Source organism: Kitasatospora sp. NPDC048239, assembly GCF_043202015.1.
Classification (GTDB): Bacteria; Actinomycetota; Actinomycetes; order Streptomycetales; family Streptomycetaceae; genus Kitasatospora.
Genome location: NZ_JBICZP010000020.1, coordinates 66,990 through 90,973 on the forward strand (window position 1 = coordinate 66,990; position 23,984 = coordinate 90,973).

20 protein-coding genes are annotated in these 23,984 nt (G+C 73.4%); 13 read left to right on the forward strand and 7 right to left on the reverse strand.

Annotated elements, in window-relative coordinates; all coding sequences use genetic code 11:
- Window positions 1-102 precede the first annotated feature (102 nt).
- The gene (locus ACGFZP_RS35290; protein WP_392940760.1) at window positions 103-1,026 is read left to right on the forward strand and encodes a DUF4231 domain-containing protein; all 924 of its coding nucleotides are present in this window, start codon (window positions 103-105) and stop codon (window positions 1,024-1,026) included.
- 411 nt (window positions 1,027-1,437) lie between these two features.
- Complete coding sequence (locus ACGFZP_RS35295; protein ID WP_392940762.1) at window positions 1,438-3,150, forward strand: hydrogenase maturation protein; 1,713 nt, start codon at window positions 1,438-1,440, stop codon at window positions 3,148-3,150.
- Window positions 3,151-3,295: 145 nt separating this feature from the next.
- On the opposite strand, the gene ACGFZP_RS35300 is transcribed toward ACGFZP_RS35295, so the two are convergent.
- The gene (locus ACGFZP_RS35300; protein ID WP_392940763.1) at window positions 3,296-4,096 is read right to left on the reverse strand and encodes an MHYT domain-containing protein; all 801 of its coding nucleotides are present in this window, start codon (window positions 4,094-4,096) and stop codon (window positions 3,296-3,298) included.
- 357 nt (window positions 4,097-4,453) lie between these two features.
- Complete coding sequence (locus tag ACGFZP_RS35305; protein ID WP_392940765.1) at window positions 4,454-4,858, reverse strand: VOC family protein; 405 nt, start codon at window positions 4,856-4,858, stop codon at window positions 4,454-4,456.
- A gap of 222 nt (window positions 4,859-5,080) precedes the next feature.
- Here ACGFZP_RS35305 and ACGFZP_RS35310 point away from each other — a divergent pair, with 222 nt between their 5' ends.
- Both ACGFZP_RS35310 and ACGFZP_RS35315 read left to right on the forward strand, forming a co-directional pair.
- Window positions 5,081-5,515 carry a MarR family winged helix-turn-helix transcriptional regulator gene (locus ACGFZP_RS35310; protein WP_387942234.1) on the forward strand — a complete coding sequence of 145 codons (435 nt, stop codon included), beginning with the start codon at window positions 5,081-5,083 and terminating at the stop codon, window positions 5,513-5,515.
- Window positions 5,516-5,575: 60 nt separating this feature from the next.
- Window positions 5,576-7,159 carry an MFS transporter gene (locus ACGFZP_RS35315; RefSeq protein ID WP_392940766.1) on the forward strand — a complete coding sequence of 528 codons (1,584 nt, stop codon included), beginning with the start codon at window positions 5,576-5,578 and terminating at the stop codon, window positions 7,157-7,159.
- A gap of 60 nt (window positions 7,160-7,219) precedes the next feature.
- Here the strand turns inward: ACGFZP_RS35315 and ACGFZP_RS35320 are convergent, their stop codons facing one another.
- Window positions 7,220-7,738, reverse strand: a complete 519-nt coding sequence (locus ACGFZP_RS35320) for a GNAT family N-acetyltransferase (RefSeq protein WP_392940768.1) — start codon at window positions 7,736-7,738, stop codon at window positions 7,220-7,222.
- Between the two features lie 45 nt (window positions 7,739-7,783).
- Here ACGFZP_RS35320 and thpR point away from each other — a divergent pair, with 45 nt between their 5' ends.
- Window positions 7,784-8,371, forward strand: a complete 588-nt coding sequence (gene thpR, locus ACGFZP_RS35325) for an RNA 2',3'-cyclic phosphodiesterase (RefSeq protein WP_392940769.1) — start codon at window positions 7,784-7,786, stop codon at window positions 8,369-8,371.
- 41 nt (window positions 8,372-8,412) lie between these two features.
- Here the strand turns inward: thpR and ACGFZP_RS35330 are convergent, their stop codons facing one another.
- Both ACGFZP_RS35330 and ACGFZP_RS35335 read right to left on the reverse strand, forming a co-directional pair.
- The gene (locus tag ACGFZP_RS35330) at window positions 8,413-9,657 is read right to left on the reverse strand and encodes a hypothetical protein (protein WP_392940771.1); all 1,245 of its coding nucleotides are present in this window, start codon (window positions 9,655-9,657) and stop codon (window positions 8,413-8,415) included.
- Between the two features lie 111 nt (window positions 9,658-9,768).
- Complete coding sequence (locus ACGFZP_RS35335; protein ID WP_392940773.1) at window positions 9,769-10,365, reverse strand: TetR/AcrR family transcriptional regulator; 597 nt, start codon at window positions 10,363-10,365, stop codon at window positions 9,769-9,771.
- 85 nt (window positions 10,366-10,450) lie between these two features.
- On the opposite strand from ACGFZP_RS35335, the gene ACGFZP_RS35340 reads away from it, so the two are divergent.
- The gene (locus ACGFZP_RS35340) at window positions 10,451-11,218 is read left to right on the forward strand and encodes an SDR family oxidoreductase (protein WP_392940775.1); all 768 of its coding nucleotides are present in this window, start codon (window positions 10,451-10,453) and stop codon (window positions 11,216-11,218) included.
- Between the two features lie 191 nt (window positions 11,219-11,409).
- Here the strand turns inward: ACGFZP_RS35340 and serC are convergent, their stop codons facing one another.
- Both serC and ACGFZP_RS35350 read right to left on the reverse strand, forming a co-directional pair.
- Window positions 11,410-12,528: a phosphoserine transaminase gene (gene serC, locus ACGFZP_RS35345; protein ID WP_392940777.1), complete on the reverse strand. Its 1,119-nt coding sequence runs from the start codon at window positions 12,526-12,528 to the stop codon at window positions 11,410-11,412.
- 132 nt (window positions 12,529-12,660) lie between these two features.
- A complete protein-coding gene (locus ACGFZP_RS35350) occupies window positions 12,661-13,761 on the reverse strand; it encodes a citrate synthase 2 (RefSeq protein ID WP_392940778.1) in 1,101 nt (366 codons plus the stop codon).
- Window positions 13,762-14,178: 417 nt separating this feature from the next.
- On the opposite strand from ACGFZP_RS35350, the gene pdxH reads away from it, so the two are divergent.
- From pdxH to ACGFZP_RS35385, 7 genes are all read left to right on the forward strand, one after another.
- Window positions 14,179-14,811: a pyridoxamine 5'-phosphate oxidase gene (pdxH, locus tag ACGFZP_RS35355; RefSeq protein ID WP_392940843.1), complete on the forward strand. Its 633-nt coding sequence runs from the start codon at window positions 14,179-14,181 to the stop codon at window positions 14,809-14,811.
- A gap of 155 nt (window positions 14,812-14,966) precedes the next feature.
- A complete protein-coding gene (gene fxsA / locus ACGFZP_RS35360; protein ID WP_392940780.1) occupies window positions 14,967-15,164 on the forward strand; it encodes an FxSxx-COOH cyclophane-containing RiPP peptide in 198 nt (65 codons plus the stop codon).
- Window positions 15,165-15,296: 132 nt separating this feature from the next.
- Window positions 15,297-16,685, forward strand: coding sequence for a TIR-like protein FxsC (locus ACGFZP_RS35365; RefSeq protein WP_392940782.1), 1,389 nt, complete (start codon window positions 15,297-15,299; stop codon window positions 16,683-16,685).
- A complete protein-coding gene (gene fxsT / locus ACGFZP_RS35370) occupies window positions 16,675-20,685 on the forward strand; it encodes an FxSxx-COOH system tetratricopeptide repeat protein (protein ID WP_392940784.1) in 4,011 nt (1,336 codons plus the stop codon). The genes ACGFZP_RS35365 and fxsT overlap by 11 nt, the downstream gene beginning before the upstream one ends.
- Window positions 20,686-20,742: 57 nt before the next feature.
- Entirely contained in the window at window positions 20,743-21,924 is a 1,182-nt protein-coding gene (locus tag ACGFZP_RS35375; protein WP_392940786.1) for an FxsB family cyclophane-forming radical SAM/SPASM peptide maturase, read from the forward strand.
- Between the two features lie 70 nt (window positions 21,925-21,994).
- A complete protein-coding gene (locus ACGFZP_RS35380; protein ID WP_392940788.1) occupies window positions 21,995-23,065 on the forward strand; it encodes an aKG-HExxH-type peptide beta-hydroxylase in 1,071 nt (356 codons plus the stop codon).
- Between the two features lie 735 nt (window positions 23,066-23,800).
- Window positions 23,801-23,932 (forward strand): hypothetical protein, encoded by a 132-nt coding sequence (locus tag ACGFZP_RS35385; protein ID WP_392940790.1) that lies wholly within the window; start codon window positions 23,801-23,803, stop codon window positions 23,930-23,932.
- Window positions 23,933-23,984 lie beyond the last annotated feature (52 nt).

Below are 23,984 nucleotides of genomic sequence, written 5' to 3' on the forward strand. Positions count from 1 at the left end.
CGGGCAATCACCGTCCGGCGTGATGGGCCAAAAAGGGGGTCGTGTAGGCCAGTTGGCGGTGGGCATACTGCCTGGACGGGAGACGGGGAGGGGGCTCTACCGATGGTGCAACAGGATCCGCCCGGGGGAGACGAGGCGAAGCTCCTGCCGGAGCTGTTCTGGACGGCCGACAAGGCCTCGCTGGACGGCCAGCGCGAGACGCTGCGCTGGTACCGGTGGCTGATCGCGATGCTGGTGGTCGCCGCGGTGGTCGGCTCGCTGCCGGGGCCGGAACACCGGGGGGACAGCGACATCACACCGCTCTTCTCGGTGGTGGCGTTCCTGGTGGCCGGCTACTTCTGGTCGCGACTGCGCCGCAGCAACCCGCAGGGGCGGTGGTACGAGGCGCGGGCGGCGGCCGAGTCGGTCAAGACGCTCGCCTGGAAGTACTCGATGCGGGCCCGGCCGTTCGACGGCGAGGCCCGGTCGGCGGAGGTGGACCGCGGCTACCTGCTCCAGCTGGAGGACGTGCTGCACGCCTTCGAGGACCCGGAGATCGTGCCGCCGGGCACCGTCCCGGAGATCACCCCGGAGATGCGCCGGGTGCGGGCCGAGAGCCTGGTCGCGCGCCGGACGCTCTATCTGCGCACCCGGGTGGAGGGTCAGCGCACCTGGTACCGCTCGCGGGCGGAGTCCTGCGAGTCGCAGGCCGTCTCCTGGGGGCTGGGCATCGCCGCGCTGATCATCATCGGTGCGGCGGCGGCGATCGCGCAGGCGGTCGGCGCGCTGCCGCTGCACATCTTCGGCGCCAGCTCGGCGGCGGCCGCCGCGGTCATCGCCTGGACCCAGCTCAAGCAGCTGCGCCCGCTGGCCGCTGCGTACCAGCTTGCCGCGCGCGAGCTGGAGAACGTCGGCAACCAGCTCTCCGACCTCGACCTGAAGACCCCGGACGCGGAGTCGCGCTGGGCGCGGCTGGCCGCCGAGGCCGAGGACGCGGTCTCGCGCGAGCACACCACCTGGCGGGCCCGCCGGGCCTTCCCGCGCTGAACCGCTGAACCGCCGCGCACCACCCCGCACCGCCGTGGGGGGGGGGGGGGGGGGCTGGGGGGCCCCCCCCCCCCGCGCTCTCCCCGGGGAGGGCGGTGGGGGGGGGGGGGGCGCGGGGCGCCGGGGGGCGCGGCCGCGCGCGCGGGGTGGACACAGGTCCGGCCTCCCCCGCACTGCCTGGCCGCCCGGGGGGGGGGGGCGGTGGCCCCCCCCCCCCCCCCCCCACGGCGCTGTCACTACGCGGATCGGGAGGTCGTGGGGAGATCGAGCGGGGTTCACGCGTGGCCGGGACCACAGGTGTGCGAGGTGCGTGAGGGTCGGCCGGTGAAGTCCGATCCGTAATCATTACGTGTCCATGCCCTGGTTTCATCGCCTCCGCGCACGACGTCAGTCACTGCCCGGAGGCCCCCCTTGCGCATTCTCCTGATCGCCAGCGCGTTCAACAGCCTGACCCAGCGCGTCCACACCGAACTCCGCGAACGCGGACACCAGGTGGCCGTCCAACTCGCGCTCGGCGACGAGCAGATGCGGGCGGCCGTGGACCGGACCGACCCCGAGCTGATCGTCTGCCCGATGCTCACCAAGGCCGTCCCGGAGGACATCTGGTCCAAGCGGACCGTCCTGATCGTGCACCCGGGCCCCACCGGCGACCGCGGCCCCTCCTCGCTCGACTGGGCGATCACCGAGGGCGCGGAGCAGTGGGGCGTCACCGTGCTGCAGGCCGTCGAGGAGATGGACGCCGGGGACATCTGGGCGTCCGGCGAACTCCCGGTCGCCGACTGCGGCAAGAGCGAGCTCTACCGGGGCGAGCTGGCCGACGCGGCCGTGGAGGCCGTCCTGCTGGCCGTCCGCCGCTTCGAGGGGGAGCTGTTCACCCCCGAACCGCTGGACTACGCCCGGCCGGACGTCCACGGCCGGCTGCGCCCCCTGCTGCGCCAGGACGTCCGCCGGATCGACTGGGAGGCCGACGACACCGCCACCGTGCTGCGCAAGCTGCGCGCCGGCGACTCGCAGCCCGGCGTGCTGGACGAGCTGTACGGGCGCGAGTACTTCCTGCACGGCGGCCACCCCGAGGACGAGCTGCGCGGCGGCCGGCCGGGCGCGGTCATCGCCACCCGGGACGGCGCGATCTGCCGGGCCACCGTGGACGGCGCGGTCTGGATCCCGCAGCTGCGCCCGCGCCGCACGCCCGGCGGTCCGGTCACCTTCAAGCTGCCCGCCGCGACGGTGCTGGGCGAGTTCCTGTACCGGGTCCGGGAGGTGCCGGTCAGTCCGGCCGCGGCGGCCGACCGGGAGACCTGGTCGGAGATCCGCTACCGCGAGCAGGACGAGGTCGGCTTCCTGGAGTTCTCCTTCGCCGGCGGGGCGATGAGCACCGGGCAGTGCCGCCGGCTGCTGGCGGCGTACCAGGAGGCGGCGGACCGGCCGACCTCGGTGCTGGTGCTCGGTGCGGCCCGGGACTTCTTCTCCAACGGCATCCACCTCAACGTGATCGAGGGCGCGAGCTTCCCCGCGCTGGAGTCCTGGGAGAACATCAACGCGATGGACGACCTGGTCGAGGCCGTCCTGACCACCACCGACAAGCTGACCGTCTCGGCGCTGGCCGGGAACGCCGCCGCCGGCGGGCTGATGCTCGCCATCGCCGCCGACGAGGTCTGGTGCCGGGAGTCCGCGGTGCTCAACCCGCACTACCGCCTGATGGGCCTGTACGGCTCCGAGTACTGGACCTACACGCTGCCGCGCCGGGTCGGCGCCGAGCAGGCCGAGCGGCTGACCGGGGACGCGCTGCCGGTCGGCGCGGCGCAGGCCGAGCGGCTGGGCCTGGTGGACCGGACCTCCGGTGGCAGCGCGGCGGAGTTCCGCCGCTGGACGGCCCGGGAGGCGGCCCGGCTGGCCGGATCCCCCGAACTGACCGGCCGGCTGGCGGAGAAGAAGCGCCGCCGGGCCGAGGACGAGGAGCTCCGGCCGCTGGCCGACTACCGGGCGGAGGAGCTGCTGCGGATGCACCGCAACTTCTACCGGGCCGGCGAGCCGTACCACGAGCTGCGGCGCGCCTTCGTGCACAAGGTCTGCCCGGTGGCCACCCCCGAGCACCTGACCGGGCTGCTCGGCCGACCGGAGTGAACCGGGCGGCACCGCCGTGAAGAAGGCGAGGACACCGCGAGCCCGCCGCGGTGTCCTCGCCTGACTGCCTGACTGCCTGACTGCCTGCCTGACTGCCTGACTGCCTGACTGCCCGACTGGCGGATCGCGCCGGGCCGCCCGACCGTCAGCGCCCGCCCGCCGCCGCCCGTCGGCGGGCGAGCGGGGCCGCCGGGCCCACCAGGACGGGCTGCGCGGCGCTGCTGCGGCTCGGCGACACCGCGAAGGCCAGCGAGCCGAAGAAGATGTAGCAGCCCAGCCCGACCACCAGCGGGAAGATGAACTGCAGCGCCATCACCCCGCCCTGCGTACCGTGCGGGGAGTCGGAGTCGAGGTGGACGGAGACCGCCGCCATGCCGGTGTAGTGCATCGCGCACACCGCGACGCCCATCACCGGGGCCGCGGCCAGCACCGCGACGGTGCCCTTGATGTTCAGCGCCGCCCACAGCGCGGCCGTCGCGGCGAACACCGCGATGCCGACCGAGAGCGCCACCGTGGTGTGGTCGTAGGCGATGTGTCCGGGCAGCACCATGGCGGCCATGCCCAGGTAGTGCATGGTCGCCACGCCGAGACCGGTGGTCAGCCCGCTGAGCAGCAGCGCGGGGACGCGGTGGCGGCTGTAGCCGACGGTGAAGATCCCGAGGCCCACCACCGCGACGGCGACGATCAGGCTGAGCGTGGTCAGCCCCGGGCGGTAGGAGATCTCGGCCCCGGTGACGGCGAAGCCGAGCATGGCGATGAAGTGCATCGACCAGATGCCCGCACCGAGCGAGGTCGAGGCGAAGAACAGCCAGCCGGCCCGGGTGCGGCCCCGGGAGACCAGCGCCCAGCGGGTGCTGCGCAGGGCGACGAAGGCGCCCAGACAGGCGATGAAGTACGAGACTGCCGGTGTCACCCAGCCGTAGACGGCATGGTGGATCTCACCCACGAGGATCTCCCTGGACGGGTTGGGGAGGACTGACGCCAGGGTTCGGGCGGACGACGTCGGCGGGAGCGGCCGGTGAGGGCCGAGAATGGAGTGTTCGGGGGCGCGGAGGCCCGCGCCGGGGCCGTGGTCCTGCCCAGGGGAGCCTGGCGTGTGGTGCCCCTGACAACCTGGGACAGTAACCATTACCGGCCAGTCGGACAATGTTCGACTATTTGGTGAAACTGCAGGTCAGGGCCGGTCTTCACGGGACGGGCAAGATCTCGGCACCAAGTCCTGACCGCGCCTGCGCAAGGCGTTGCAGTCGTGCTGCGGGTGCCCCGCGGGGTGCCCCCGGGGTGCTCCGGCAGGGCCGGCGGGTCACTCCAGCGGTGCTAGCCCGAACGGGTGGCCGGCCGGGTCGATCAGGACCTTGAGCGTGCGCCCGTGCTGGTACTGAGGCTCGGTGGCGCCCAGGGCGAGCGCACGGGCGGTGGCCTCCTCCAGGTCGTCCACGTAGAAGTCCAGGTGGAAGTGCTTGCCGCCGTCCGGCTCGGTCCACGGCTCGGGCCGGTAGCCCGTGACCCGCCCGAACCCGAGCGGGCTGCCGCCCTCCGGGTTGTCCAGGATCGCGAAGTGCTCGTCCACGTGCCGGCTCTCCCACCCGAGCAGCTCGCCGTAGAAGGCGGCCAGCGCGACCGGGTCGGCGCAGTCGATGGTGACCATGGCGAGCCGGGCGAAGCCGGTGTCGTTCTGCTCGGTCTGCTCGGTGGCGAGGTCGGACATTGTCTGGTCGGCCCTTCTGCTGCGGGGTGTCGGCGGCGCGCTGGCGCGCATCGGATCATGACCCTTTTCCAGCATCGCACCGGCGGTCCCGCCCGGCACGGCCAGGCGCGCCGGGGGGTGTGGGGACGGGCGCCGGCGCGCGCGGGGCGTGCCGCCCGGCGGCCGGTGCGCCGGTGACGGAATGAATTTTCCTTAGCGAGAGTAATGACATAGACTAAGGACATGCCCGAGATGTCCGAGCGGGACCTCGCAGCGATCAGTCAGCTGCGGTCGTCCACCATGCGCCTCTCCCGACGACTGCGCCACCAAAGGGACGAGGAGTCGCTCAGCCCCACCGAGATGGGGGTGCTGGGCACCCTTGCCCGGTGTGGCAAGGCCACGCCGGGCGAGCTCGCCCGGAAGGAACACGTCCAGCCGCCCTCGATGACCAGGATCGTCGCGATGCTGGAGGAGAAGGGCCTGGTGCGGCGCGAGCCGCACCCGGAGGACCGCCGCCAGGTGGTCGTCAGCAGCACCGAGCAGGCGGAGGCGATCCTCGCGGAGAGCCGCCGCCGCCGGAACGCCTGGCTCGCCGAGCTCGCCGAGGGGCTCGACGAGGACGAGTGGGCCGTCCTCAGGGAGGCCGCACCCGTGCTGTACAAGCTCGCACATCTCTGAGGGCCACTCGTTCCGGTCAGCCGCCGGAGGACGAAGGAGTACCGCATCACCGCAGGACCAATGACCGACATCAGGAGCGCGACGACCCCCCAGCGGGTCGTCGTGCCTCGAGGGGAGAGCACCGTGACACCGCCGGCCGCAGCCAGCGCCGCCATCCGTACCGACGACCCGACCACCGAACCCGCAGCGGCAGGCGCCGCGGCCGCCGACGCCCAGGCACCCGCTCCCACGGGGCTGCCCGGCAACGGCGACGACGACCCTGACGAACGCACCGCGGCGGTAGATCCCGCCGCTCCCGGCCGCCCCCCGGCGGCCCCGTCCCCGACCGGAGCCGAGTTCACCAGGCCCGGGGGGATGTTCTCCTCCCTGCGGGTGCGAAACTACCGCTACTTCTTCGCCGGCCAGGTGGTCTCCAACACCGGGACCTGGATGCAGCGGATCGCCCAGGACTGGCTGGTCCTCAGCCTCACCGGCAGCCCGCTCGCCGTCGGTATCACCACCGCCATGCAGTTCCTGCCGATGCTGCTGCTCGGCCTCTTCGGCGGCGTGCTCGCCGACCGGATGCCCAAGCGCCGGCTGCTGATCTACACCCAGGGTGCGATGGGCCTGCTCGCCGCGGGCCTCGCCGTCCTGACCATCGGCGGTGTGGTGACCCCGTACTACGTGTACGCCTTCGCGCTGCTGCTCGGCCTGGTCGCGGTGGTCGACAACCCGACCCGGCAGGCCTTCGTCTCCGAGATGGTCGGACCGAAGGACCTCGCCAACGCGGTCAGCCTGAACGCCGCCAACTTCCAGACCGCCAGGCTGATCGGCCCCGCCGTCGCGGGCCTGCTGATCGCCGCGGTCGGCAGCGGCTGGGCCTTCGCGGTGAACGCGCTGTCCTTCGTCGCCGTGATCGGCGGACTGCTCGCGATGCGGCCGTCGGAGCTGCGTCCGACCGCGCCGATCGCCCGCCAGAAGGGGCAGTTGAGGGAGGGGCTGCGGTACGTGAAGGAGCGGCCCGAGCTGCTCTGGCCGATGGTGCTGGCCGGCTTCATCGGTACCTTCGGGTTCAACTTCCCGACGCTGCTGTCGGGTTTCGCGTACGACACCTTCAAGGTCGGCGCCGGGCAGTACGGTCTGCTGAACACCGCGATGGCGGTCGGTTCGCTGGCCGGTGCGCTGCTGGCGGCCCGCCGGGGCGCGCCGCGACTGCGCAGGCTGGTCGGCGCGGCGCTGGCGTTCGGCACGCTGGAGGCGGTGGCGGCCTTCGCGCCCGGCTACTGGACCTTCGCGGTGCTGCTGACCCTGATCGGGGTGTTCGGGCTCAGCTTCAACACCTCGGTCAACTCCATGCTGCAGCTCTCCACCGACCCCGAGATGCGGGGCCGGGTGATGGGCCTGCTGGTGCTGGTGTTCACCGGCGGCACGCCGATCGGCGCCCCGATCGTCGGCTGGGTGACGGCCTCGTACGGGCCCCGGCTGGGGCTGCTGGCCTGTGGTCTGGTGTCGGCGCTGGCGGCCGGGGTGGTCGGCCTGGTGCTGGCCCGCAGTGCGGACCTGCGGGTGCGGGTGGACCTGCACCCGGGCCGCGGCGGACGGGTGGTGGCCGTGGTGCCGCGCACCACGGCGCGCGCCAAGTCCCAGCTGGCCGCGGCCTGCTGATGTCATGTCAGCGGTCACGGGCGGCCCGAGCCGCCCGTGACCGACGGGGCGGGCCGGCTCTCAGGGCCTGATGGCCAGGATCTGCCCCTCCCAGACGCCGTCCGGCTGCTCGGCCTCGAAGTACTCGGTCTCGGTGAAGCCGAGCGCCCGGTACCGGCCGACCAGCCGGCGGTCGCCGCCCGCGTAGCAGTCCACCCGGACCAGGCCGATGCCCCGGCGGCGGGCCTCGTCCAGCGCGTCGGCGACCAGGGCGGCGCCGATCCCCGAGCCCGAGCGGGACCGGTCGGTCACCAGGTTGCGCACGTAGAGTTCGCGCTCGCCGGCCGGCGCGACGTAGGCGGGCGGCTCCTCGGCGAGGACGCAGGAGCCGACCGTCCGGCCTTCCTCGTCCACCGCGAGCCGGACCAGGAAGGCCTCGCCGAGGTAGTCGTGGACCTTCTCCACGGCCTTCGGCCGGCTGCTCCAGGGCTGGTCGCCCCACTGTCGGGTGCGGCCCTGGGCGGCCAGCCAGGCCACGGCGCCGTCGAGCAGGGCGAGGAGGTCGGCGGCGTCGTCGGGGCCACCGTTGCGGATCTTCATGAAATCCGTTGTAGCCCAGGACGCCGTGCGCGGGAAGATGGCCTCATGAGGCTGTTTGTGGCGGTACTGCCGCCGGTCGAGGCGTTGCAGGGGCTGGCCGACGCGGTGGCGCCGGTGCGCGGGATGCCGGGGGCGGACCGGCTGCGCTGGACGACCGTCGAGGGGTGGCATCTGACCCTGGCGTTCCTCGGCGAGGTGCCGGTCGAGCGGCTGCCGGAGCTGGAGGCGGGCCTGGCCGCGGTGGCGGAGGTCCACGAGGTGCACCGGCTGCGGCTGGCGGGCGCCGGGCGGTTCGGCGACCGGGTGCTCTGGGCGGGCGTGGAGGGCCGGACGTGGGCCCTGCGGAGGCTCGCCGAGGCGGTCGGCGAGGCCACTGCCGAGCTCACCGGGGAGGTGGACGCGTTCACCTTCCACCCGCATCTGACGCTCGCCCGGGCCGGTTCCTCCCGGGGCCACCGGCGGGCCGTCCAGCGGGTCGCGGCGGCGGAGCTGGAGGGCCTGGCCGCGGCGCTCGCGGAGTACCGCGGACCGGAGTGGGACGCCGCCGAGCTGCACCTGATGAAGAGCGAGCTCGACGGCGGCCTCACCCACTACGAGACCGTCCGCGCCTGGCCGCTGGCCGACTGGAGCTGAGGCGCCCCGGGGAGGGTGCGGCCCTCCCCGGGGCGTCCTGATCAGCTGCTGTAGTAGCCCTGGACGTCGGCGACGAGGTCCACGCTGCCGTGCGGGTTGTAGAGCTCGACGTAGCCGTCCGTGCTCACCGGGACGACCGTCATGGCGCCGGTGTCCTCGTTCCCGGTGTAGTTGAGGCTGGACGTCGACGGACGCGCGGCCCCGGCCCGGAACGCGGTGATGTGGCCGTCCTCGCCGGCGTTGGTGCCGGTCAGGTTGAGGACGACGGCGGCGACCGTCTCCGGTACGCCGTTCAGGCCGGTGACCTTCACCCGGGTGGTGGAGCCGGGGGCGGCCTTGGCCTCCGCGGCGCCCAGCCCCTCGCGGGTGTCGAGCACGCGGACCGGGTTCACCGGGATGAACTTGCCGCTGCTGCTGCTGTCGTTGGCGCGTCGCACGAAGCCGCCGATGTAGTCCACCACGACGTGGGCCTCGCCGCTGTTGGCGTAGAGCGCGAGCCGGCGGTCGCCCGTGGTGTAGGCGTAGGAGAGGTTGGTGACCGTCTGCCCCGGGTCGAAGTTGAGGTCGGAGGTGTTCCAGGGGGACTGTCCCGCCGGGTACATGGTGAGGTGGGCGCTCTCGGTCGGCTCCGTGACGGTGGCCTGGACGACCATGTTGTCGCTCGGGGACCCGACGGAGGAGGCGTCCAGGTTGATCACGCCCGCCGTGCCGCCGACCAGCTTGCCGGGGTGGCCGCCGATGGCGGTGCGGGTGTCCAGCAGGCGGGTGGGCTCGCCGACGACGAAGCGGCCGCCGTCGCCGCCCCCGTCCCGGTCGCTGTAGTACCCCTGGAGGTCGACGACCAGGTGGACGCGGCCGACGTGGTTGTAGATGTTGACCACACCGTCGGCGCCGACCTGCACCGTCGCCCGGTTGGAGGTGACCCGGTGGTTCGGGGTGGCGTTGAGGTTGGAGACCGTCGGCAGGGCCTGGCCGTCGGGGAAGGCGGTGATGAAGCTGTTGTCGGTCGCGTCGACCGCGGTCACGTTCATCACCACGGCGGTCGGCGTGATGCCGAACAGCACCTTCGTGACGTCGAGCCGGGTGATGCTGTCGGGGCCGACCGTGCCCACCGGGACGTTCTTGCCCACCCGGGTGTCCAGCACCCGGTAGTTCGACATGGAGTACCAGGTGCCGGCGGGACCGACCTGGCCGGTGGTGGCGGCCGCGGCGGTGGGCGCGGCGGGCAGGGCGGTGACTGCGGCGAGCATGAGCGCGGCGAAGGCCGCGGCGCGGGAGGCGCGCATGTGTGGAGGTCCCCCAATGGTATGAAGATCGTTAGATCGTGGGGGCATGTTAGCGGCACCCGCGCGGCGCCGGTCAACGGGATAAGTCCGGGGCCTCCAGCAGGCGTTCGGTCAGGGCCAGACCCGCATCGCGTCGGTGGCGACGCGCTCCAGTTCGGTGCGGGTGGCGCCGTCCCGGGCGCGCTGGGACATGCCCTGGAGGACGGTCGCGGTGAACTGGGCGAGGGCGGCCGGATCCGTCTCGGCGGGCTCGCGGCCGGCCGCGACGTCGGCCCGGATCAGTGACTCCAGGGCCCGGACGTTGGCGTTGCGCAGCAGGCGGACGGCCTCGGCGACCTCCGGTGAGGTGCAGTTCACCGTCGAGCTGATCAGCAGGCAGCCCCAGGGGTGCTCCGGGTCGGTGGCCTCGGCGGCCGCCTCGCGCAGCATCCGGGCCACGCCCGCCCGGGCGGTGGGCTCCTCGGCGAGCGCGCGGGTCGCGTAGGAGCCGTGGCCCTCCCGGTAGCGGGCGACCACCTCGTCGAACAGCGAGCGCTTGTCCCCGAAGGCCGCGTAGAGGCTCGGCGGGCGGATGCCCATCGCGGCGGTGAGGTCGGCGACCGAGGTCGCCTCGTAGCCGCGCTCCCAGAACAGCCGCAGGGCCTGCTCCAGGGCGGCGTCGCGGTCGAAGGAGCGGGGTCGTCCGCGCTGGGGGGTGCTGGTGGCCATGCGGACCATTTTATATCGGCCGCTACAGAAGGCGTGCTACGGTTCCATTCATTAGCGACCGCTACAGAAATGAGGGGGCGTGGCCATGGGCGCGCTTGCGGGCAGGACGGCACTGGTGACGGGCGGCAGCCGGGGGATCGGGCGGGGGATCGCCGAGCGGCTGGCGCGCGAGGGCGCACTGGTCGCCGTCCACTACGGCGGCAACGCGGCGGCCGCCGCCGAGGTGGTGGAGGCCATCGGGCGGGCCGGCGGGCGGGCCTTCGCGATCGGGGCCGAGCTCGGCGTGCCGGGGGACGCCGAGGCGCTCTGGGCGGCGTTCGACGAGGGGCTGGCCCGCAGCGGGGCCGGGGGCGGGCTGGACATCCTGGTGAACAACGCCGGGATCGGCCTGAGCGGGCGGGTCCACGAGGTGGCCGAGGAGGGCTACGACCGGGTGTTCGCGGTGAACGTCAAGGCGCCGTTCTTCATCGTCCAGCAGGGCCTCGGCCGGCTGCGGGACGGCGGCCGGATCGTCAACGTTTCCTCCGGGGTCACCCGGGTGGCGTTCCCGACGGCCGTCTCCTACGCGATGACCAAGGGCGCGCTGAACACCTTCACGCTGACCCTCGCGCAGGAGCTCGGGCCGCGCGGGATCACCGTCAACGCGGTGCTGCCGGGCATCGTCGCCACCGACATCAACCCCTGGCTGGCGGATCCGGCGGCGCGGGCCCAGGCGGCCGGGTACTCGGCCTTCGACCGGGTCGGCGAGGCCGCCGACGTGGCGGACATCGTGGCCTTCCTGGCCTCGGACGACGCCCGTTGGATCACCGGCCAGCAGCTCGATGCCACCGGCGGGTCCAACCTCGGCGTCTAGCCCCGGCCGGGGCGCGGGTACGCTCGTTGACCGTGGACCCCAAGACTCGCATGCGTATCGTGACCGGCGCCCTGGTGCTGCTGCTGGCCGTCGTGGTGATCGGCTCGCTGATCAACAGGTAGCACGGCCGAAAAAGGACGAAGGGCCACCGCCCGCAGGCGGTGGCCCTCAGCCGTGTGTGTGCCGCCCGGTCAGAGCTGCTCGACCACGTAGTCGATGCAGGCGGTGAGCGCCTCGACGTCCGACGGCTCGATGGCCGGGAACATCGCGACGCGCAGCTGGTTGCGGCCGAGCTTGCGGTACGGCTCGGTGTCGACGATGCCGTTGGCACGCAGTGCCTTCGCGACGGCGGCCGCGTCCACCGCGTCGTCGAAGTCGATCGTGCCGACCACCTGGGAGCGCTCGGCCGGGTTCGCCACGAACGGGTTCGCGAACGAGGACTTCTCGGCCCAGCCGTACAGGCGGCCCGAGGAGTCGGCCGTCCGGGCGACGGCCCAGTCGAGGCCGCCGTTGCCGTTCAGCCACTCCAGCTGGTCGGCCAGCAGGAACAGGGTGGCGATCGACGGGGTGTTGTACGTCTGGTCCTTCGACGAGTTGTCGATGGCCGTCGGCAGGTCGAAGAACGGCGGGATGTACCGGCCGGAGCCGGCGATCTCGGCGGCGCGCTCCAGGGCCGCCGGGGAGAAGGCCGCCAGCCAGAGGCCGCCCTCGGAGGCGAAGGACTTCTGCGGGGCGAAGTAGTAGACGTCGGTCTCGGTGATGTCGACCGGCAGGCCGCCGGCACCCGAGGTGGCGTCCACCAGGACCAGCGAGCCCTGGTCCGCACCGACCGGGCGCCTGATCGGCATCGCGACGCCGGTGGAGGTCTCGTTGTGGGTGAGTCCGTAGACGTCCACGCCCGCCTCGGCGACCGGCAGCGGGTGGGTGCCCGGGGCGGTCTTGATGACGGTCGGCTCGGCCAGCCAGGGGGCGGCCTTGACCGAGGAGGCGAACTTGGACGAGAACTCGCCGAAGTCGAGGTGCTGGGACTTCTCCCGCACCAGGCCGAAGGCCGCGATGTCCCAGAAGGCGGTGGAGCCGCCGTTGCCGAGCACCACCTCGTACCCCTCGGGGAGGGAGAAGAGGCTGCTCACGCCCTCGCGCACGCGCTTGACCAGGTTCTTCACCGGGGCCTGGCGGTGCGAGGTGCCGAGCAGGGAGGTCTCGGTCGCGGCGAGGGCACTCAGGGCCTCGGGGCGCACCTTGGACGGGCCGCAGCCGAAACGGCCGTCTGCGGGCTTGATGTCAGCGGGGATCTGGATCTGAGCCACGGGCGCAGCCTACCGGCCGCGATTGCGCGGGCGGAACGGCAGTCCGCCCGCTGAGATGTGATCTCCACGGCCGCGAGACACACCGGCAGCGGGTCCGGCGGAAGGCCGAACCCGCTGCTCAGCGGTGGTGTGTCAGTGCGCGATGGCGTCGAAGCCCTCGATGTCGCGCGGGCTGCGCGGGGCGGGGCCGATGTAGCGCGCGGCGGGGCGCACGAGCCGTCCCGTGCGCTTCTGCTCCAGGATGTGCGCCGACCAGCCGGCGGTGCGCGCACAGGTGAACATCGAGGTGAACATGTGCGCCGGGACCTCGGCGAAGTCCAGCATGATGGCGGCCCAGAACTCGACGTTGGTGGCCAGCACGCGGTCGGGGCGGCGGTTGTGCAGCTCCTCCAGCGCGGCCTTCTCCAGCGCCTCGGCGACCTCGAAGCGCGGCGCGCCGAGCTCCTTGGCGGTACGGCGCAGCACGCGGGCGCGCGGGTCCTCGGCGCGGTACACGCGGTGGCCGAAGCCCATCAGGCGCTCGCCCTTGTCCAGCGCGTTCTTGACCCAGGCGGTGGCGTCGCCGGTGCGCTCGATCTCCTCGATCATGCCGAGCACGCGGGACGGCGCGCCGCCGTGCAGCGGGCCGGACATCGCGCCGACGGCGCCGGAGAGCGCGGCGGCCACGTCGGCGCCGGTGGAGGCGATGACGCGGGCGGTGAAGGTGGAGGCGTTCATGCCGTGCTCGGCGGCCGACGTCCAGTAGGCGTCGATGGCCTTGACGTGCTTCGGGTCCGGCTCGCCGCGCCAGCGGATCATGAAGCGCTCGACGACCGTCTCGGCCTTGTCGATCTCGCTCTGCGGGACCATCGGCAGGCCCTGGCCGCGGGCGGACTGGGCGACGTAGGACAGCGCCATGACGGCGGCGCGCGCGAGGTCGTCGCGGGCCTGCTCGGCGGAGATGTCCAGCAGCGGCTTGAGGCCCCAGACCGGGGCGAGCATGGCGAGGGCGGACTGCACGTCGACCCGGATGTCACCGGAGTGGACCGGGATCGGGAACGGCTCGGCGGCCGGCAGGCCGGGGTTGAACTTGCCGTCCACCAGCAGGCCCCAGACGTGGCCGAAGGAGACGTGGCCGACCAGGTCGTCGATGTCGACTCCTCGGTACCGCAGGGCGCCGCCTTCCCGGTCGGGTTCGGCGATCTCGCTCTCGAAAGCGACGACTCCCTCAAGCCCGGGTACGAAGTCGGACATGCGACGGCTCCTTCAGTTCTGCGATGGGCGGGCCGCCGAGGTGGGGCGGTTCACCGGTGACCGATGGGTGGTTGGCACTCGGTGCCAGAGTGACAGGCACGGGGTGCATTGCGCCATACACCACCGTGGTGATGTTTCCCCGGGGCCCGCTTGACTTTTCCGTCGAGGGCCGGTCGAGCCCGGGAATTCTCCGGAACCAAAGGCGCGCTTCCGGACAATTCACCGTACGGCGGACAGTCGAGCGGTGGCGAGACACCTTATCTCCCACCGGGGTTTGTCCGGACGTAGCGGTGCCGGTTGCTTGTCGTACGGGATGATGTTGACGTGCAGAACCCGGAACGCGCCCACCCGACGCCCCTGAGCCCCGCCACCCGGAACCTCGCCGACGAGGTCCGGCCCGGGCCGGACCTCACCGTCATGCGCGAGCACTACAGCCATGAGGGCCTGGTCGAGGAGCAGCTCACCGCCGAGCCGATCGGCCAGTTCACCCGCTGGTTCCACGAGGCGGACGACGCGGGGGTGGTGGAGCCCAACGCGATGGTGCTCTCCACCGCGGACGCCGAGGGGCGGCCCAGCTCGCGGACCGTCCTGCTGAAGGGCTTCGACGCGCGGGGCTTCGTCTTCTTCACCAACTACGGCTCGCGCAAGGGCGCCGAGTTGGCCGTCAACCCGCACGCCGCGCTGCTCTTCCCGTGGATCGCGCTGGCCCGCCAGGTGATCGTCCAGGGGCGGGTGGAGAAGGTCGGCCGGGACGAGACCGCCGCCTACTTCCGCACCCGCCCGCACGGCTCGCAGCTCGGTGCCTGGGCCAGTGAGCAGTCCAGCCCGATCGGCGGGCGCGAGGTGTTGGAGCAGCGGTACGCCGAACTGGAGCGGCGCTACCCGGAGGGCGAGGGCGTTCCGGTGCCCCCGTTCTGGGGAGGCTACCGGGTGGTTCCGGCCAGTGTGGAGTTCTGGCAGGGCCGGTCGAACCGGCTGCACGACCGGCTGCGCTACCTCGCCGACCCGTCCGCCCCGACGGGCTGGCGGGTGGAGCGGCTCTGCCCGTGAGCCGGGCCCCGGGAACGGCGCAGGAGACGGCTGGACGGATGACAGCAGCGCGGCGCGACAGGGGTTCTGAGGATCGGTCAGGTGTAGGATGCGCGTCGCGGACCGGGCCGAATCCGAACCGAGCCCGCTGGGCCGCGAGACCGAGTGAGGGACTGATGGGCGTCACCGATGCGGAAATCGGCTCGGGAACCTGCTCGGGGCTCGGCTCCGACCTGGTCGACGTCACCGCGCTGCCCCTCGACGGGCTCGACGGGCTGCCCGACACCGTCCTCGGCGAACTGCTCCGCCGGGTGGTGGGCGACGCCCTCGTCCCCGGCGCGGAGCCGGTCGCCGCGTTCCAGTCCGCGCTCTAGAACGTCCTGGCGGGCCCCGCGGCCGGGCACTGGCCACGGTCTTCGCCAACTCCCCGGCGCGACCGGCTGACTTCACGACATGCTGGGTATGACAGCAGCGCAGTCGCAGCGTGAACGGGCCCGGGGGGTGCAGTGCGGCCGTACTTCTTCTTCAGCTACGCGCGGCGGGACTACGAGGCGGGCGACGCCTTCGTCGACCAGTTCTTCAACGACCTGCGGGACGAACTCGGCCGGATCGAGTCCGTCGCGGGCGCCGACGAGCTCGCGTACCGCGACACCGAGCGGCTGCGGCTGGGCGACAACTGGGAGCAGCAGCTGGCCCAGATGCTGGCCCGCTGCCGCACGATGGTCGCGCTCTACTCCCCGGCGTACTTCGCCAGCCTGTACTGCGGCAAGGAGTGGACGGCTTTCCGCGGCCGGGTCCGCCGCCACCAGGAGCTGGCGGGCGACATCGTCCCGGCGCTGATCCCGGTGCTCTGGGAGTCCCTGCCGGACGAACTGCCCGACGAGGTCCTGAAGATCCAGTACGTCCAGCTCGGCATGGGCGAGACCTACGTCCGCTCCGGGCTGCGCGACCTGCTGCGCACCGACCCGCTCGGGGCGGAGTACCGGCAGGTCGTCCGGGTGGTCGCCGAGCGGATCCGGGACGCGGCCGCCCGCCGGCTCACCGAGCTGCCCGACTTCGACCTCGGCGCGGTCCGCGGCTACTTCCCGGTGGCGGCGCCGGTCCGGCCCGCGCCCACCGCCGGGATGGTCCGGCTGTTCGTCGCGGCGGGCCGTGCCTCGGACGTGCCCGCCGCACGGGCCCCCGAGGCCGTCGGTCCGCCCGTCCCCGCCGCCGTGGGCGCGCCGGAGGGCGGCGGCGCCCACCGCGGGGGCTGGTACGGCCCCAAGCCCTGGCACTGGGCGCCCTACCACCCGCCGACCCAGCCGTCCCTGGTGGTCCGCGCCCAGCAGGTGATCACCTCGGCCGGGCACACCACCACCCTGGAGGAGATCGGCACCGGCCTCGGCGAGAAGCTCGACCAGGCCCGCGAGGACAACCAGATCAGCGTGCTGCTGGTGGACCCGTGGATGGCCGGAAGCGACCGCTACCGGTCGGCGCTGCGCGAGTACGACGACCAGAACCACCCGGTCACCGGCGTGATGGTGCCCTCCGGCAGCGACGACCCGAGCGGCGGTCCGGAGCGCGACGCGCTGTGGGCCGGCGTGCGCGGCGTGTTCCGCCGCAACTGGCTGCGCCGGAGCGATCCGGAGCACCTGTTCCGGGTCGCGGTGCCCCGGGAGAGCTTCGACGACCAGCTCACCATCATGGTGACGGTTGCTCAGAACAAGCTGATGGACGACAACTTCGATTGGGGGGACGATGTCGACGGCGCTGCCTTCGGCTTCGGCCCCGGCGGTGACGAAGCCGGCCCGGTGATGCCCGGGCTGGCCATCCCGGCGTGGCCGCCAGGCCCGCGCCGCAGCCCGGACGGCGCTGCCGTGCCGCTGAGGGGGGAGCAGGACGATGTTCGCTGAGCCCGGTGTCGAGTCGGAGCGGACCGGACCGGGTTCGGTCGTCACGTTCTACTCCTTCAAGGGCGGCACCGGCAGAACGATGGCGCTGGCCAACGTCGGCTGGATCCTCGCCAGCCGCGGCCTGCGGGTCCTGGTGGTCGACTGGGACCTGGAGGCGCCCGGCCTGCACCGCTACTACCACCCGCTGCTGGTCGACCCGGAGCTGCACGCCACCGACGGCCTGATCGACCTGCTGCGCTCCTACGTCAAGCAGGCGCTGCCCTCCGCGGCCGGGCCGTCCGGGGTCACCCCCGGCGCCTGGCTGGACGAGCCCGGCCGCCTCGACGGCTACATCTGCGGCCTCGCCCTCGACCTGCCGCCCGGCGGCCGGCTCGACTTCCTGCCCGCCGGCCGGCAGAACGCGGCCTACTCCGCCGCCGTCACCAGCTTCAACTGGCGCAGCTTCTACCACGGTCGGGACATCCGCGGCGGGGAGTTCCTGCGCGAGCTGCGCGAACGCTGGGCCCGCAGCTACGACTACGTGCTGATCGACAGCCGCACCGGGGTCAGCGACACCTCCGGGATCTGCACCGTGCTGATGCCCGACACCGTCGTCGACTGCTTCACCTTCAGCGCCCAGAACATCCGCGGCGGCGTCGACGCCGCCCGGACCATCGCCGAGGCCGAGGAGCGGGCGATCCGGGTGCTGCCCGTCCCGATGCGGGTCGAGGACGCCGAGCAGGAGCGCCTGGAGGCCGGCCGGGACTTCGCCCGCGAGGCCTTCGCCCCCTACCTCGGCCGCTGGCTGCCCGCCGAGCGCCGGGCCGGCTACTGGAGCGACGTCGAAGTCCCGTACAAGCCCTTCTACGCCTACGAGGAGGTGCCCGCCACCGTCGCCGACCGGCCGCAGGAGGCGCGCAGCCTGCTCAACGCCTTCGAACGGCTGGCCGGGTGGATCACCGACGGCCGGGTCCGGGCGCTGCGGCCGCTCAGCGGCGAGGCCCGCCGCCGGCTGTACGGCGCCTACCTGCGCGCCACCCGCACCATGCCACGCCAGGTGTACGTCAGCTACGCCCCCGAGGACCGGATGTGGGCCGAGTGGGCCTCCGCCACGCTCACCGGGTTCGGCTACCAGACCTCGCTGCACAACGCCGCCGAGCCGTACAGCGGCCTGCCCGCCGAGGCGGCCGGCCCGCTCGACGGGCAGGGCCGGATGCTCGCCCTGCTCTCGCCCGAGTACACCGCGCTGCCCCGCGCCGCGGAGGTCTGGCAGCTCCTGGGCGGGCGCGAACTCACCAGCGGCTCACCGCTGCTGGTCGCCCTGCGGCTGCAGGGCTCGGACGAGCCGGTGCCCCGCCCGTTCGTCGGCCCGGCCGCCCCCGACCTGGTCCGCTCCTCCGCCGTCCTCGCGGAGTCCCAGCTCTACAGCGAGCTGGGCCCGCCGCCCGGAGCCAGTCGCCAACCCGACACCGAGAGCGGGGAGTTCGCTGCGCCGGCCCGCTTCCCCGGCACCGCCCCGCAGGTCCAGGACGCGCCCTCGCGCAACGCCTCCTTCACCGGGCGAGGCCGACTGCTCGAACTGCTCCGCAACCGCTTCACCGCCGGGCCCACCGCGGTGCTCAGCCAGGTCCTCTACGGCTTCGGCGGCGCCGGCAAGTCGCAGATCGCGGCCGAGTACGCGCACCGCTTCAAGGCCGCCTACGACGTGGTCTGGTGGGTGCCCGCCGAGGAGGCCGCCAACATCCCGCAGAAGCTCGCCGAGCTCGCTCCCCGGCTCGGGGTCCAGAGCAGCGACGACGTCGCGCACACCGCCGCCGCCGTGCTCGACGCGCTGCGCCGCGGACACCCGTACCGGCGCTGGCTGCTGGTCTACGACAACGCCGGGACCCCGGACGAGCTGGCGCCCTGGCTGCCGGCCGGCTCCTCCGGCGGACACGTGCTGATCACCTCCCGCAACCAGGGCTGGTCCAAGCACGCCGGGCTGGTCGAGGTCGACGTCTTCCTGCGCGAGGAGAGCGTCCGGCTGCTGCGCCGCTTCAACACCGGTCTGGCCCAGGCCGACGCCGACCAGGTCGCCGACCGGCTCGGGGACCTCCCGCTCGCCGTCGGCCAGGCCGCCGTCTGGCTCCAGGAGACCTCCATGCCGGTCTCCACCTACCTCGAACTGCTCGACGACGCGCTCACCGAGATGCTCGAACGCACCCGGCTGCGCCCCGCCGAGTACCCGCACTCCGCCGCCGCGACCTGGCGGATCTCGGTCGAGGAGCTGCGCGGGGTCAACGCCCCCGCCGCCCAGATCCTGGAGATCTGCGCCTTCTTCGGCCCGGACGCCATCCCGATGCGGCTGCTGTACAGCCGGGCCGTCACCCACGCGCTGCGGCTGCCCCCGCGCGCGCCCCGGGACAAGCTGGCGATCGGCGAGTTCCTGCGCGCCATCAACCGGTACGGCCTGGCCCGCACCGACCAGGGCAGCGAGACCATCACCGTGCACCGGCTGGTCCAGGCCGTGCTCCGGGACCAGGTCGCCGGCGGCCAGCGCGCCGACATCCGCGCGGTGGTGCACGCCGCGCTGGCCACCGCCAACCCCGGCGACCCGGACATCCCCGCCAACTGGCCGCAGTACGCCGAACTCCTGCCCCACCTCTGGCCGTCCGGCGCCGCCAGCAGCGGCGACGAGGACGTCCGGCAGTGGATCATCGACTCGGTCCGCTACCAGTGGAAGCGCAGCCTGCACGAGTCCGGCCGGGAGCTCGCCGAGCGCACCCTGGAGCACTGGCGCCAGGACGGGTACGGCGGCTCCGGGTTCGACGTCGAGAACGACGCCCAGACCCTGATGCTGCGCACCCAGCTGAGCAACATCCGCCGCTCCCAGGGCGCCCTCCAGGAGGCGTACGAGATGGACAAGGACATCCTGGAGCGCTTCACCGCCACCCTCGGGCCCGAGCACTCGCACACCCTCGCCGTCGCCAACAGCCTCGGCGCCGACCTGCGCTTCCTGGGCCGCTACGAGGAGGCCAGGGCGATGGACCGCAGGACCCTGGACGCCGCCCGGCGCACCCTGGGCCCGGACCACCCGCGCACCCTCATGATCACCAACAACCTGGCCGTCTCCGACTACCTCGCCGGGGACCGCCGGGCCGCGCTCGAACGGCACCGCAGCAACTACCTCCAGCAGCGCGACGCACTGGGCGCGCACAGCCTGTACGCGCTGTCCTCGGCCAGCAACTACGCCCGCGACCTGCGCGAGACCGGGCGGCTGCGGGAGGCGCTGGACCTGCTGGAGGAGACCGTCCGGATCTACCAGCAGACCATCGGCGACGGCCACACCGACACCCTGCGCGCCCGCAAGAACCTCGCCGTCGCGCTGCGCCGGGCCGGCCGGTACAACGAGGCGCTGGAGATCGACGAGGACATCTACCAGCGCTACCTGGACATCAACGGGGCCGAGCACCCCGACACCCTGGCCGCCGCCACCAACCTGGCCAGCGACCTCAACGCGCTCGGCGACACCGACCGGGCCATCCAGCTCGCCGAGCGGGCCCTCGCCCGCTACCGGGACTACCTCGGCGAGAACCACCCCGTCACCCTGGCCGGCGCCAACAACCTCTCCGTCTACCTGCGGCTGGCCGGGCGGATCGTGGAGGCGCGGGAGCTGTCGGCGCGCACCCTGCGGCAGTTCCGGGCGGTGCTCGGCGACAGCCACCTGTACATCCCGATCGCGATGATGAACCACGCCAACGACCTGGTGCTGGCGGGGGAGGGGCCGGCCGCGCTGGCGCTGGAGGAGCAGGGGGCGCCGATGATGGCCGCGACCCTCGGCGCGGACCACTACGACACCATCGGCATCAACTCCAACCTCGCCCTCTCGCTGGCCGCGGAGGGGGAGGGGGAGCGCTCCGCCCGGCTGCACGCCGACTGCGTCCGGCGGGCCCGGCAGACCCTGGGGGAGGAGCACCCGACCACGGTGGCGGTGAAGGCGCGGCAGCGGCTGGACTCGGACATCGAACCGCCGTCCGTGTGACGCCGTCCGTGTGAAGCCCCCCTGGCGGCTCGTCAGGGGGGCGCTAGGCTCGCCGGCATGGTGCCGTTCCGGCAGTATCTGCTGAAGATCCACAGTCGGTGCAACCTGGCCTGCGACTACTGCTACATGTACGAGGCGGCGGACCAGAGCTGGCGCGGGCGGCCGCGGCGGATGGAGCTGGCCACCGTCCGGCGGACCGCCCGGCGGATCGCCGAGCACGCGCAGCGGTACGGGCTGGACGAGGTCGGGGTGATCCTGCACGGCGGCGAGCCGCTGCTCGTCGGCGCCGACCACCTCGACGCGCTGCTCGGCGAGTTGGCCCGCGGCGCCGGGGCCCGGGTGCGGTTCAGCCTGCAGACCAACGGGCTGCGGCTGTCGGCGGAGCCCGCGCTGCTGGACGTCCTGCACCGGTACCGGGTCGCGGTGGGGGTGTCGCTGGACGGCACCGCCGCCGACCACGACCGGCACCGGCGCCTTCCCTCCGGCGCCGGCAGCTGGGCGCGGACGGCCGAGGCGATCCGGCTGCTGGGCTCGGCCGCGCACCGGGAGCTGTTCGCCGGGCTGCTCTGCGTGGTGGACCTCGCCGCGGATCCGGTCGCCACCTACGAGGCGCTGCTGGAGTTCGCGCCGCCCCGGATCGACCTGCTGCTGCCGCACGGCACCTGGGAGGCGCAGCCGCCGGGTGTGCGGCGCTCACCGCCGCCGGCGCCCCCGACGGGTGCCGAGGCGGCCCCGTACGGGGAGTGGCTGATCGCCGCCTTCGACCGCTGGTACGGCGCGCCGCGCCGGGAGACGGGCATCCGGCTGTTCGAGGAGCTGGCGGTGCTGCTGCTCGGCGGCCGGGCCGCCAGCGAGTCCGTCGGGCTGGCGCCGGTCGACCTGGTGGTGGTGGAGACGGACGGTGCCATCGAGCAGGCCGACAGCCTCAAGGCCGCCTACGACGGGGCGCCGGGGACGGGCCTGGACGTCTGGCGGCACGGTTTCGCGCAGGCCGCCGCCCTCCCCGCCTTCCAGGCCCGCCAGCGCGGGCTGGAGGGCCTCGGCCCGGTCTGCGCCGGCTGCCCGCTGGCGGCGGTGTGCGGCGGCGGCCTCTACGCCCACCGGTACGGGGACGGGCGCTTCGACCGGCCTTCGGTGTACTGCGCGGACCTGGACCGGCTGATTCGCCACATTGCGGCCCGGCTCCGGGCGGATGTGGCCGGTCTCGGCGCCGCCCCGGCGGCGGGGGCGGCTGGGTGAGCCGGGCCGGTGCGGGCCGCTTCGGGACGCGCTGCTGATTCGGGACGGGTTAGGGACGGGAGTGTGGGCGATGGGTGTGGACACGGGTGCGGGCGAGGTGGTGGCGGCCGGGGTGCCGGGCGCCAGAGCCGCGGCCGGGCTGCCGCGGCACGGCGTGGACCGGGAGGTCTTCCGGGCGATCGCGGCGGCCCGCGGTGGAGCGGAGGCCGTACGGCTGCTGCGCGCCGGGCAGTTGAGCAAGCGGGCGCTGCTGCTGCTGGCGCTGCGGCGGGCGCTGCCGCCCGGTGAGGACGCCTTCGCGGCGGCGTACGCCGAGCTGCGTGCCCTGCGGTCGACGGACCGGGACGGCTGGGAGCGGGCCCTGCTGCGCCCGGAGTTGGACGCCTGGGCGGCCGACTGCCTGCGCGGTCTGGCGGCCGGTACGGCCGCACCGCTCGCGGCGCTGGGCGAGTTCGTCCGGGGCGGGCCCGCGGGGGAGCCGGTGCCGCTGGAGTGCGACGGGCTTCACTGGACGCCCGTGATCGACCATGCGGGACCGCGCCGAGCGGGCTACGGTCGACCGGTCGCCGGGCCGCTGACCTCGGCCGAACTCGCCGAGTGGAAAGCCACGCTGGCGCAGGCGTGGCGCATCCTGGTGCGTCGCCACCGCCGGCATGCGGAGGCGGTGGCGGCCTGTGTCGGCACCCTCGTGCCGCTGCACCCGGCCCCCGACGGGTCGGCGGTCAGCGCGGCGGCCCGACGGGCGTACGGCGCGGTCGCGGCCTCGCTCCCGGCCGACCCGGTGCTGCTGGCGCTGGCCCTGGTGCACGAGTTCCTGCACGTCCAACTCGGCGCCCTGCTGGACCTCGTACCGCTCCACCAGCCCAACGGCGCCGCCGTCTACCACGCCCCCTGGCGCCCCGACCTCCGACCGGTCGGGGCCCTGCTGCAGGGCGCCTATGCGCACCTGGGCGTGGCGGACTTCTGGCGGGGCGAGCTGGCCGCCGGTACGCCGGACCGGGCCCGGGCCGAACGGGAGTTCGCCCTATGGCGGGTGCACACGGGCATCGCCGCCGCCACGTTGGCGAGCTGTGGGGAACTCACCGCCGCCGGTCTGGAGTTCACCGCGGAACTCGCGCGGACCGTACGCGGGTTCGAGTGAGTGGTGGTCGCGTCCACCGGTCGGGTGACGAGACGACAGGGGGGTGCCCGCGGCGGATAAAATGGGGGAGGAGCGCGGCGCCGCGGTCACCGAAGAAATGGCTCATTTCCCGTCAGGAAAAAGAACGGGGAGCCCTGTTGGCGACTGGTCAGGTTGCCGCCTGACAGCCACAGGGCCCCCCTGAGCACCGGTCTCTATCAGGAGGGGTACTCCAATGAACCAGGGTACAAGCGGGGGCGACCAGTCGGAGTCGCAGTCGGATTCGGGGCCGGATTCGGGGCCGGATTCGGGGCCGGAACCGGGGCCGTCGGGCGGCCCGCGCCGGCCGACGATGCTGCGCCGGATCGGTGAGGCGATGGTCCTCGCGGCCTGCGCCGGAGCGGCCGGCGCGCTGGGCAGCCAGGTCGCCACTGCGGCCTGGGGATACCTCGGCCAGCACTGAGTGAGGGGGCTTCCGGGCCGGATCCATCGGCCCGGAAGGCCTCTCGGCGCGTGGAACGGCGAGTGCGCGACCGCTGAACGGGTGAATTTTGGGCAACGAGGCGCCCAGTTCCTGGGCGGATGCCAACTTGCCCGGCGAAGCTGCCGCGCATGGGCATCGCGCGAGCCCTGCTGGAGCTAGATTGGTCGACCGAGGCTACCCATCCTCGCCAGGGCCTAACCGCGCCAGAAGGAACGAATATGACACCGGTAACCAGCACCCGGCCAACCAGCGAACTGACGGACCCTCAGGACATGCTGGATCGCCCCTCGCTCGCCGACCTGGCCGCGCTGGGCGCGGAGGAGCTCGCCGCCCGGCTGCGCCGCGCCCTGCCCGGGGCGGACTCCGGTCTGGTCTCGGTCGCGGCCTTCAATTCCTCGATCTGACCGACCCGTTCTTTTACCGGCCCGGGTTTCCCCAGAGCGAATCCAATTGAAT

Bases quoted from the DNA above. Each gene is read 5' to 3' on its own strand.
- ACGFZP_RS35290 (WP_392940760.1), top strand. From the start codon at position 103: ATGGTGCAACAGGATCCGCCCGGGGGAGACGAGGCGAAGCTCCTGCCG.
- ACGFZP_RS35305 (WP_392940765.1), bottom strand. From the start codon at position 4,858: ATGTCCGACCTCGCCACCGAGCAGACCGAGCAGAACGACACCGGCTTC.
- ACGFZP_RS35310 (WP_387942234.1), top strand. From the start codon at position 5,081: ATGCCCGAGATGTCCGAGCGGGACCTCGCAGCGATCAGTCAGCTGCGG.
- ACGFZP_RS35315 (WP_392940766.1), top strand. From the start codon at position 5,576: ATGACCGACATCAGGAGCGCGACGACCCCCCAGCGGGTCGTCGTGCCT.
- ACGFZP_RS35320 (WP_392940768.1), bottom strand. From the start codon at position 7,738: ATGAAGATCCGCAACGGTGGCCCCGACGACGCCGCCGACCTCCTCGCC.
- thpR (WP_392940769.1), top strand. From the start codon at position 7,784: ATGAGGCTGTTTGTGGCGGTACTGCCGCCGGTCGAGGCGTTGCAGGGG.
- ACGFZP_RS35330 (WP_392940771.1), bottom strand. From the start codon at position 9,657: ATGCGCGCCTCCCGCGCCGCGGCCTTCGCCGCGCTCATGCTCGCCGCA.
- ACGFZP_RS35335 (WP_392940773.1), bottom strand. From the start codon at position 10,365: ATGGCCACCAGCACCCCCCAGCGCGGACGACCCCGCTCCTTCGACCGC.
- ACGFZP_RS35340 (WP_392940775.1), top strand. From the start codon at position 10,451: ATGGGCGCGCTTGCGGGCAGGACGGCACTGGTGACGGGCGGCAGCCGG.
- ACGFZP_RS35350 (WP_392940778.1), bottom strand. From the start codon at position 13,761: ATGTCCGACTTCGTACCCGGGCTTGAGGGAGTCGTCGCTTTCGAGAGC.
- pdxH (WP_392940843.1), top strand. From the start codon at position 14,179: ATGCGCGAGCACTACAGCCATGAGGGCCTGGTCGAGGAGCAGCTCACC.
- fxsA (WP_392940780.1), top strand. From the start codon at position 14,967: ATGGGCGTCACCGATGCGGAAATCGGCTCGGGAACCTGCTCGGGGCTC.
- fxsT (WP_392940784.1), top strand. From the start codon at position 16,675: ATGTTCGCTGAGCCCGGTGTCGAGTCGGAGCGGACCGGACCGGGTTCG.
- ACGFZP_RS35375 (WP_392940786.1), top strand. From the start codon at position 20,743: ATGGTGCCGTTCCGGCAGTATCTGCTGAAGATCCACAGTCGGTGCAAC.
- ACGFZP_RS35380 (WP_392940788.1), top strand. From the start codon at position 21,995: ATGGGTGTGGACACGGGTGCGGGCGAGGTGGTGGCGGCCGGGGTGCCG.
- ACGFZP_RS35385 (WP_392940790.1), top strand. From the start codon at position 23,801: ATGCTGGATCGCCCCTCGCTCGCCGACCTGGCCGCGCTGGGCGCGGAG.